At 71.3% G+C, this 9,461-nt stretch carries 8 protein-coding genes; 6 read left to right on the top strand and 2 right to left on the bottom strand.

Going from position 1 to position 9,461, the window contains the following annotated elements:
- Positions 1-97 precede the first annotated feature (97 nt).
- A complete protein-coding gene (locus ENSA7_RS29995; protein WP_106092813.1) occupies positions 98-1,921 on the top strand; it encodes a DUF6798 domain-containing protein in 1,824 nt (607 codons plus the stop codon).
- Here ENSA7_RS29995 and ENSA7_RS29990 read toward each other — a convergent pair.
- Complete coding sequence (locus ENSA7_RS29990; RefSeq protein ID WP_181234253.1) at positions 1,891-2,613, bottom strand: PrsW family glutamic-type intramembrane protease; 723 nt, start codon at positions 2,611-2,613, stop codon at positions 1,891-1,893. The genes ENSA7_RS29995 and ENSA7_RS29990 overlap by 31 nt on opposite strands.
- Before the next feature lie 122 nt (positions 2,614-2,735).
- Between ENSA7_RS29990 and rfbB the strand changes: the two genes are divergently transcribed.
- From rfbB to ENSA7_RS29975, 3 genes are read left to right on the top strand one after another with little or no spacing between them, the layout of a single operon-like run.
- Positions 2,736-3,752 (top strand): dTDP-glucose 4,6-dehydratase, encoded by a 1,017-nt coding sequence (rfbB, locus tag ENSA7_RS29985; RefSeq protein WP_106092811.1) that lies wholly within the window; start codon positions 2,736-2,738, stop codon positions 3,750-3,752.
- Positions 3,753-3,802: 50 nt separating this feature from the next.
- Positions 3,803-4,336, top strand: coding sequence for an MbtH family protein (locus ENSA7_RS46365; protein WP_106092810.1), 534 nt, complete (start codon positions 3,803-3,805; stop codon positions 4,334-4,336).
- 47 nt (positions 4,337-4,383) lie between these two features.
- Positions 4,384-5,379: an FkbM family methyltransferase gene (locus ENSA7_RS29975; protein WP_106092809.1), complete on the top strand. Its 996-nt coding sequence runs from the start codon at positions 4,384-4,386 to the stop codon at positions 5,377-5,379.
- A gap of 4 nt (positions 5,380-5,383) precedes the next feature.
- On the opposite strand, the gene ENSA7_RS29970 is transcribed toward ENSA7_RS29975, so the two are convergent.
- Complete coding sequence (locus tag ENSA7_RS29970) at positions 5,384-6,316, bottom strand: M28 family peptidase (protein WP_181234252.1); 933 nt, start codon at positions 6,314-6,316, stop codon at positions 5,384-5,386.
- 87 nt (positions 6,317-6,403) lie between these two features.
- Between ENSA7_RS29970 and ENSA7_RS29965 the strand changes: the two genes are divergently transcribed.
- On the top strand, positions 6,404-7,141 hold the full coding sequence (locus ENSA7_RS29965) for an FkbM family methyltransferase (protein WP_181234251.1): 738 nt from the start codon (positions 6,404-6,406) through the stop codon (positions 7,139-7,141).
- The gene (locus tag ENSA7_RS29960; protein WP_106092806.1) at positions 7,134-9,452 is read left to right on the top strand and encodes a hypothetical protein; all 2,319 of its coding nucleotides are present in this window, start codon (positions 7,134-7,136) and stop codon (positions 9,450-9,452) included. Before ENSA7_RS29965 ends, ENSA7_RS29960 begins: the two co-directional genes overlap by 8 nt.
- Positions 9,453-9,461 lie beyond the last annotated feature (9 nt).

Here is a 9,461-nt window from a genome sequence, read left to right as displayed (position 1 = left end):
TCGGCCGCTCGGCATGGAAACACAGCGGCGACGCGACCGCAATCACAGCCCCGGTTGTGTCGCCCGACGAGCCGGATGTAGATTGGGCCGCTCGCAGATGACGGCGTCAAAACCCAGCTCGTGGGCGGCGGGAGGCCTGCTCGTGGCTGTCGCGTGCGGGCTGTTCGCGACGGCGTGGCGCTATCAGTTCCTCGAGCCCGGGACCCTGCAGCTGCTCGCCCCGGTCATGCGCGCCGCCGATCCACAGTTCCTGGCCGGGGACTTCTACACCTGGGCGGGCTCCGTGTTTGGGCCGCGCACGCCCCTGATCACGCTGCTGGGCATGCTCGCCCGGGTGATCCCCTACGACCGCCTGTATCTCGGCTTGACGGCGCTCGCCAACGTCGGGCTCGCGCTGGTCAGCTACGCGAGCGCGCGCGCGCTGGTTCCCGACGCACCATGGGCCCCGCGGATCGCCGCGGCGTTGGTCTGCTGCGCGCCCATCCCCGCGATCGGGGGCCCGTCGATCTGCGCTGCCACGGCGCTCACCCCCGAGGGACTCGCGCTCCCGCTGCTCGCCGCGTCGCTGTACTTTGGACTGCTGGCGTTCGACGACGGCCAAGCCTGGCGGCGGGGCGTGGCGGCGGGGATTCCGGCGAGCCTCGCGGTGTTGCTCGCACCCGGCCTTGCGGTCCCGAGCGCGGCGCTGCTCGTGAGCATGCTCCTCGTTCGGCGGCAGGGCGCCGACATCGGGGCTGCGCTGCGCTCGAGCGGGGTGACGGCGACCTTGGTGGCGCCGAGCGTGGCGCTGGTCGTCGCGCCGATCTTCACGCACCCGCGCTCGCTGGCCGACGAGACCTTCGTCGCGCTCGCGGCCTTGCAACGAGATCCCGGCCGCTACAGCCCCAGTCACGTGTTCGCCGACTGGACGACGTGGGCGACGTTGCTGAGCCTGGTCGTGGTCACGCTGATCTGTGCCCGCCGTTCGAGCCGGCCCGAACCACCGCCCGAGAGGCACCTGGTGCGGAGCTACCTGATCCTCGCTGCCGGCCTCGCGCTGCTCGTGCTCTTGTCCCACGTGTTCGTGGATCGCTGGGCATGGCGCGCGTGGTTGCTGTTCACGCCGCTGCGCTGCTGCGTGCTGCTGGCCTGGATCGCGCTGCTCGTCGCCGCTGGGCACCTGGCCAGGCTCGCGAGCGATCCGGTCGAGCGCGCGTGGGTGCCCGCGCTGGGCCTGAGCCTGGCGGCGCCGCTGCTCGCCGGGGGCTGCTTCGTGCTCGTCGCCTGGCTCGCGCCAAGGCTCGAGCGCCGACAGACCAGGTTGCTGGTCGCGGCCAGCCTCGCCTTGCTGGTGGCCGTCGCGATCGGCTTGGGGCCACCCGCCCTCGCGCCGACGCTAGTTCTGAGCCTCGTCTGCCTCGCGCTCACGATCGCGAGCTGGCGCGGGTGGAGCCTGGCGCTGGCGCTGGCTGGGGGCATCGCCGGGGTGGCGGTCAATCAGTCGAGTGCGTGGCTCGCCGACGACTTCCGTCCGCGCTGGCGCTCGAGCGACTACCAGCGCGACGCCTTGATGCTGGCCCGCGACGTCGCCCGCTACACCCCGCCGGCCAGCGTCATTCTCACGCCCCCCGCCTTCGGTGACTTCCGACTCATCGCCACGCGGGCGATCGTCGTCGATTTCGATGGCGTCCCAGATCACGATCCCGGCGTCGCCGAGTGGGGCACACGCATGTTCGACTGCTACGGCCCACCCGAGGGGCCGGGTCGCGCGGCGATCCCCGGCTACGAGCGCCGCTATGCCGCGCTGACCGACGCCGAGCTGGCGGTGATCGGCGGCCGCTATCGCGCGAACTTCGCGGTCGTTGCCAGCGATCGGGCCACGACCATGCGCGTGCTCTACGTGTACGGAGACTACGCGCTCGTCGTGCTTCCGCGTCGCTGATCCACGCACTGCCGTCGCGCGCGACGGACCAGGGCCAGCGCAGCCAGCAACGTCAGGCCAAACACGGCGTAGCTAACCGAGGCGAGCGCGACGGTCTCGCCGCTGCTGGCCTTGTGGTTGGTCTCGTAGAGGATCAACAGCGGCGCGTCGTAGGCCCCGTGCAGCGCGGTGACCAGGCCCAGCGCGAGGATCAGGCGTCGCCCCACGTCGAGCAGGCCTCGCCCACGCGCGAGCGCCTCGCCCACGCACGCGCCCGCGATCACGCCCAGCGCCGCGTTGAACGGCAGCGCCGTCAGCATCCGGCCCGAGAGCACCTCCCAGCCGCGGTTGTGGACATACACACAGTTCTCGAGGCTCGCGAAGCCGAGCATCACCGCGGCCCCATACACGACCGCGCTGGCGCTGGCGTGTGGCCTGGGCTGCTCGCGCGCGGCCCAGGCCGCGAACGCCCAGACCGCGAGGACCCGACACAGCTCTTCGGGGGCCGACGCGAGCACGAAGCCGCGGTACAGACCCTTGGGGTAGGGGTCCGTGCCGAGCTCGACGTCGAGGAGCTCGTGCAGGTCGAGGAGGCCATAGACCGGCAGCAGCAGGGCCGCCCCACACGCAAAGGCCAGCGCGATCGAGGTCCGCGTGGCCGGAGTGGCCAGAGCTCGCGCCAGCGCGCCGACCAACAGCGCGGGCGGGAGCACAGCGGCGGTTAGCAGCAGCGCATACACTCGAGCCCGTCGTCCCCTCCACGTGGTCCATACCAAGAGGAGGGGCGGCGAGACAAGCGTTGTTCCGACCGCGACAAAGTGGCATCACCCCCTCGATGACGATCCTCGTCACTGGTGCCGCCGGCTTTATCGGCTCGAACCTCGTCAGGCGGCTGCGTCGCCAGTGGCCCACCCGTCAGCTCGTGTCCTTCGACGCGCTCAGCTACTGCGGGTTGCGGGCGAACCTGGCCGCGTTCGACGATGATCCCAACCACGTGTTCGTGCACGGCGACGTCGCCGATCTCGACGCGGTCGAGGCCGTGTTCAGCGAGCACTCGCCGTCCGCCGTGATCCACCTCGCCGCCGAGAGCCACGTCGATCGCTCGCTCGAGCAGCCGCTGAGCTTCGTTCGTACCAACGTGCTCGGAACCGCGGTCTTGCTCGAGGTCGCGCGGCGGGCCTGGGGAACCCGCGAGGACGTGCTGTTCCATCAGGTGTCGACGGACGAGGTGTTCGGCGAACTCGGCGAGACCGGCAGCTTCGACGAGCGCAGCGCGTACGCACCCAACAACCCTTACGCCGCCGTCAAGGCCGGCGCCGACCATCTGGTCCGCGCGTGGGGGCGCTGCTACGGGCTGCCCTACATCATCACGCTCAGCTCCAACAACTATGGGCCTCGGCAATTCCCCGACAAGCTGATCCCCGTCGTGATCACGCGGGCGCTCGCGCGCGAGCCGATCCCCATCTACGGTCGCGGCGCGAACGTGCGTGACTGGCTGTTTGTCGACGACCACTGCGCGGGGCTGGTGGCGGCGTTCCAGAACGGTCGTCCAGGATCCAGCTACTGCTTTGGCGGCCGCTGTGAGCAGAGCAACCTCGAGCTCGTCACCCGGCTGCTCGATCAGCTCGACGTGATCGTCGGCCGCCCGCGCGAGAGCTCCCGGGCGCTGATCGAGTTCGTCAGCGACCGCCGCGGCCACGACTTTCGCTACTCGCTCGACACCACCCTCGCCGAGCGCGAGCTCGGGTGGCGGCGAGCCACCACGCTCGACCGCGGGCTCGAGCAGACGATCCGCTGGTACCTCGAGCACGAGCAGTGGCGGGAGACCGCCCTCGCGGCCCTCGCCAAGTGAGGCCGAAACTCGGTTGAGCCTCGCCGTGCCCCGTGCGATGGTTGCCGTCGATGTCCACGGCTGAGTCCTATTTTGTGGTCGTGAACCACGAGGAGCAGTACTCGATCTGGCCCAACGAGCAGCCTCCTGCAGGGTGGAGCGTCGTTGCCGGGCCCGACACCAAAGCTGCCTGTCTCGCCCGCATCGAGGAGCTGTGGACGGACATGCGGCCTCGGAGCCTGCGCGAGTTCATGGCCGCCGCACCCGAGCCCGCGCCCGAGCCCGAGCCCGAGCCCGATCCGGGCCCCGACCTCGTCACGCGGCTGTGCGTCGAGCAGGACGTCGAGCTCGAATTGTTCGCCGAGCGCAGCCCCGAGCGCGTGGCCGAGGCGCTCAGCGGGGGCACCATGCACCTGCGGTTTCCCAACACTCGCGGGGGAACGCTGCTCGCCGTGGCGCTCGACGATCACAGCCGTCAGCAGACGATCGAGGGCGCGACGTTGCGCGTCAGCGGCACCCTGGAGCTCGACTTCGTCGCGTGTGCGTGTGAGGCCACCATCTCGCTGCCAGACGGTGGCGGGCGCGGGGCCCTGCGGCGGCTCTGAGCGCTCGGCCCGAGCGAGCGCGCGCGTCATCGTCTACATTCGCGGCCATGGGTGACAGTGACAGTGACGTCGATCAGGCGGCGAAGGAGCGCGTGGCGGCTGCGCTGGTCGCCGCGGTGGCCAGCGACACCCCCATGACCCCCACGCAGCGACACGCGTTTGGTGTGCTCACGAGCCTGCATGAGGGGGTGCTGCGGCGGCTGGTCGAGACTGGCGAGCTCGGTCTCGCCGAGCTCCGCGCCCTCGCCTGGAACCGTGACGGTCTCGCGGCCCTCGGGGGCCACCGCGCCGCGCTCGAGCTGGTGTTCGACACCAGCCTCGGCTACGCGGATCAGCAGGGCGTCGAGGCGCCAGCCCTGCGCCTCGACGAAGCGGTGTCCGTGGGTCCGCTCCGCGTCCGGATCCAAAACGCGGTCGAGCTGTGGCGCGCGACCATGACCGCCGCGCTCGAGCCCGAGACCATCAGCTGGCTCCAAACCAGCGTCGACGCCGAGAGCGTCGTCTACGATGTCGGGGCAAACATCGGGATCATCGCCCTTCATGCGTGGCTGCGTCAGCCCAGGCAGGTCGTCGCGTTCGAGCCGGAGCCGCTCAACTTTGCGCGGCTGGTCGAGAACCTCGCCCTCAACGGTGCAGACACGGTCCTCGCGCTGCCGGTCGCGCTGGCCGAAGACAGCGGCCTCGCGGCCTATCACTACCGCGACTTCGTGCACGGAGCCGCCTCGCCCCGAGCGCTCGACGAGGGCGGCGCGACCGGCCGGGCGAGGACAGCCTGCGTCCGTCGCAGCCTCGACAGCCTCCGCGCCGAGCCCATGCTCTGTCCGCCCACGCACATCAAGATCGATGTCGACGGCCACGAGCCCGAGGTCCTCGCGGGCGCGCGCGAGACCCTGGCCAGCGAGACCCTGCGCCACCTGTTGATCGAGCTTCAGCTCGAGCACAGGCCCGCCATGTTCCGGCTGCTCGCCAACGCGGGCTTTCGCCACGTCGGCGGTCGCGAGCACGGCGCGGGGGTCGGCAACTATATCTTCGAGCGCTGGTGATCGATCACAGGCGACGCCACAGCGCCGTGAGCAGGAGCTCGCACACGCGGGCCATGAACTCGTAGTCCAGGGTGTCCGGGGTGTCGCTCGGCGCGTGGTAGTTGGGGTTGCGCAGCTCGGCGGTGTCGGTCCACATCATCGCGACGTAGCCCGCCCGCCAGAACGGAGCGTGGTCGCTGCGAACGATGTCGGGCAGCTGGGCCTCCCCGCCCGGCGGGATCGCGAGGCCGAGGGTGGCGGGCCGCGGACGGGGCTGCGCAGCGCTGCCCGCTGTCGGGGCCTCGGCGGCCGCGAGGATGTCCCCGAGCAGCGCGGCGCTGTCCGGGTTGGCGGCGAGCAGCACGAAGTCCCCCCGCGTCGGCGCCGTCACGCCGAGCGCCGCGAGCAGCTGCGCCGCGGCCTCGGGAAGCTGCTGGGTGGCGCTCGTATACCCGAGCATCTCGAGCACGTGGACCTCGTTCAGCGTGAACGCGTAGCGCTCGCCGAGCTCGGGGAGCGCGGCGACAAACTCGGCGCTGCCGAGCATCTGTTCTTCCTCGCCGTTGAACGCGATCAACGCGAGCGGGTGGCCAGCCGCGGCGCTGGCTGCCGCGACCTCGAGCAACACCGCGAGGGCGCTGGCGTTGTCGTCGGCGCCCGGCGTCGCCGCGACGCTGTCGTAGTGGGCCGCGACCGCAGGCAACACGATCGGCCCCGAGCTGTCGGCGTGACGACGGGGGAGCGCGAGCAGGTTGCGCAGCTCGCCTTGCTCGATCACCTCATAGCCGAGCGCGCGCAGCCGCTCGGCGAGGGCGTCGCGGATCTCGGCGTTGGCGTCGGGCTGGGCCCAGATGTGGCGGGGCACGGCGAGGGTCTCGACGTCCGCGCGGAGCCTCGCGGGGCGCGTCTCGAGCGATCCGGCGATCGACCCAGCGGCGGAGAGATGACGAGCGAGCATCGACGCCATCATAGCCGGGTTTCGACTCGCGCTGGCGCGCCCGTGTAGTATGCGGGCGCGCTCGGGATCGCAGCGCGAGGAGAGGGCGTGCGCGCTGCAAATTTGATCTTCGACGTCGGCTGTCACCGCGGAGACGACACAGCTTACTATCTCGCCAAGGGCTTCCAGGTCGTTGCGATCGAGGCCAACCCGGCGCTCTACAACGCCTGTCTGGCTCGGTTTCCACACGCCCTCGCGGATGGCTCGCTGCGGCTGCTCCACGCGTGTGTGTCCGACCGCCGCGAGTCCGTGCGGTTCTTCGTCAACGAGAACGACGGGTGGAGCTCGTTCGTCGAGCCGATCGGCACCCGCGGCGACAGCTACGAGATCCTCGAGCTCGACACCGTGCCGCTCGACGAGCTCATCACCGAGTACGGCGCGCCCGTGTTCATGAAGATCGACGTCGAGGGCGCGGAGGACCGGCTGCTGCGCGCGTTGACCCGCTGCGAGCAGCAAGCCGCCGTCATCGCGCTGGAGGTCGACTTCTACGAGGCCGATCCCATCACCGATCTCGAGCGGCTCGGCTACGACAGCTTTCACCTGCTCCGCCAGCCCCACCTCGTCGCTGACGAAGCGCTCCCGAGCTGGACGTTCACCCGCTGCTCCTCGGGCCCCTTGACCGCGCAGCTGCTCGCGGACGCGGTCCCGGCCGCGGACGCGCGCGCGGCCTTCGAGGCGCTGCGCGGCGAGTCGTACCGCTGGCACGATCTCTACGCCGCCCGGACCGGGGACCCGCTGCTCGACGGGTGGCCTAATATTCACGCGCGAGGGGGCGCGAATGCCTGAGTCGCTCGATGCTCCCGCGATTCGGTTGATCTGCTGCGACAGCCTCGAGACCTACGCCCGGGTCGCGGCCAGCTGCTCGCGCGGGCAGGGCGAGGCGCCCGTGCTCGGTCGCCCGCCGCTCGCTCGCGGGTTTGGGCCTGCGGTGGGGCCAGGACCCCAGCTGGTCGACGCGTCGCAGTGGGAACCACAGAACTCGGGCGAAGCTCCGTCCGCGCTGCCCCCGTCGCCGGGTCGGCTGTGCGTGGCGCTCGACGAGCCCAGCTGCCGGGTGATCGCCGGCTGCCTCGCGGCGGCGACCCAGCGGGAGCTCGCGCTGCTCGACCCCGCGGACTGGGTCGCTCAGCTCGAGGCGTTGCTGGGCCGAGGCGAGCTCGAGAGCCTGACCTTGGTGCTGCCGCTGTGGTCGGGCGCGGGTCTGGATCCGAGCTGGCTCGGGCGCGCGCTGGGGTTCGCCCGCACCCACGAGCGAGCGCTGGCCGGGCTGCCCTGGGGGATCCTCGCGGCCAGCGACCCCACCCGCCTGAGCGTGGTCGTGGCCAAGTCGCTGGTCCAGCATCAGATCATCGCGGCCTACGCCGAGGCGCCTGCTGTGATGTTCGCGGCGGCCACGGCCGAGGCCCTCGACTGTCGCCTCGCGACGCTGGACGCCGACGCTGGCGAACCAGCTGGTGAAGACTCCGGCGGCGGGCTGCGGGTCATCGATCATCGCCACCTGCGAAGCGCGACCGCGCGGGTGCTCGCTCGACGAGCCGCGAGCCTGCTCTACTTTCGCGGGCACGGGCGGTTCTACTGCGGCCTCGAGGGCCATCTGTGCGGCGCCCGTCCGCTGTCGGTCGCGCCCGAGGCCCCGATCGAGCGCTGCCTCGACGGCCTCAGCTGCGCGAGCCCACGCGACGGCAGCTACGACGTCGACCTGCGGGCGTTCCCGCGGATCGACCCGCGCAGCTACGACACGCCGCTGATGGTCCTCGACTCGTGCGCGGCCGGGGGCTGGTCATCACCGGACTGGGAGCAGGGCATCCCCTCGCTGGCGATCCTCGCCCTCAGCGGTGCGCCGAGCGGGGTCGTGTGTGGCGACTACGTGACCATTGCGACCCCGCTGTCCCACGTGGAAGTGTTCGCGGTCCTGCACAGCTCGGCCAACCTCGGCGAGGCCGTGTCGCGCCTGAACCGGGCTCGACCTCAGGCTGTCGCCGAATTCCCCTACTTTCTGCTTGGAGATCCCGAGCTCCCGGTCGGCCCGGGGCGCTGGCCGGGGTGGGCCGCCGAGCCTGTGGAACTGGCCCGTCAGCAGGGGCCCATGTCTCAACACATTCGCGCCCGCGTCCCGGTTGATCGTCCGTTTGTTCGGGTCCCGCTCGGGATCCAGGGGGCCCACGCCGCGACGACCTTCGTCCGCCATGCCGACCCCGGCCTCGATCTGCACACCCTCCATCTGTTGACCAGCGATCCGCCGGAGCTGTGGGTCGCCCTCGAGCGGCCGGCGGGCGGGGACGACCTGGCGACCCTCGATATCCTCACCGTACCCGCGCCGCGGCTCCCCGCAGGTCTGCTCGAGGCGGCGGTCCTGACACCGTTGCGGGTGCGCGCGTGGACCGAGGCGTTGAGCCCCGGCGTCGAGCCCCTGCTCGCTGCTGCCGCCAACCTCGAGCGCGTCGAGCAGCTGTGCAGCCAGGTCGAGGGCCGGGCCCTGACGATGGAGCCCCGCGAGATCCTTGCCTGTGTTCCGTCGGCCCGCGACCTGTGGCTCCGGGCCCACGCGGGCGCCCTCGCCCACGCGCTGACGCTGGCGCCGAAGGGGCTGTGGCCGAACAGCTTGTGGAAGGGAACCAACTACGCGGGGTCGACGATCGCCGACGCCTGCCCGCACTGCGGCGTCAGCCCGACGCTGCGTCGGGAGTACGACTCGGGCCCGGCGCTGCGCCGGCGACAGTGGGAGTGTGTCGCCTGCGCGCTGATCCTCGATCGGCCGGTCATGCCGACCATGCCGATGCCCGAGCTGTCCGTCACCATGCCGACCAGCATCGCCCCCGGCCAGACCATCACGGCGACGCTGGTGCTCGACAACAGCGCGCTGGCGCATCACTTCGCGGTCGCTGGCGCGCTGCTGTTCGACCGCAAGGGCCACGGCGTCGCAGCGCCGCCTCCGTTCAGCTTCGAGCTGCATCCAGGAGCGACGCACACCGAGACGATCGAGCTGTCGCTCGACGGTCTCCCAGACATCGCGCACCGCTACTACGCGCGGGCGCTGTTGCTCGTCAACGGCGTGTGGATGATGGCCACGCGGCTCGTGACCGTGCGCGCGTCGTGACCAGGCGTC

This window comes from Enhygromyxa salina (assembly GCF_002994635.1).
GTDB classification, from domain to species: Bacteria; Myxococcota_A; Polyangia; order Nannocystales; family Nannocystaceae; genus Plesiocystis; species Plesiocystis salina_B.
This window is presented reverse-complemented; position numbering and strand designations above follow the sequence as displayed.

Bases quoted from the DNA above. Each gene is read 5' to 3' on its own strand.
- rfbB (WP_106092811.1), top strand. From the start codon at position 2,736: ATGACGATCCTCGTCACTGGTGCCGCCGGCTTTATCGGCTCGAACCTC.
- ENSA7_RS29960 (WP_106092806.1), top strand. From the start codon at position 7,134: ATGCCTGAGTCGCTCGATGCTCCCGCGATTCGGTTGATCTGCTGCGAC.
- ENSA7_RS29970 (WP_181234252.1), bottom strand. From the start codon at position 6,316: ATGCTCGCTCGTCATCTCTCCGCCGCTGGGTCGATCGCCGGATCGCTC.
- ENSA7_RS29995 (WP_106092813.1), top strand. From the start codon at position 98: ATGACGGCGTCAAAACCCAGCTCGTGGGCGGCGGGAGGCCTGCTCGTG.
- ENSA7_RS46365 (WP_106092810.1), top strand. From the start codon at position 3,803: ATGTCCACGGCTGAGTCCTATTTTGTGGTCGTGAACCACGAGGAGCAG.
- ENSA7_RS29975 (WP_106092809.1), top strand. From the start codon at position 4,384: ATGGGTGACAGTGACAGTGACGTCGATCAGGCGGCGAAGGAGCGCGTG.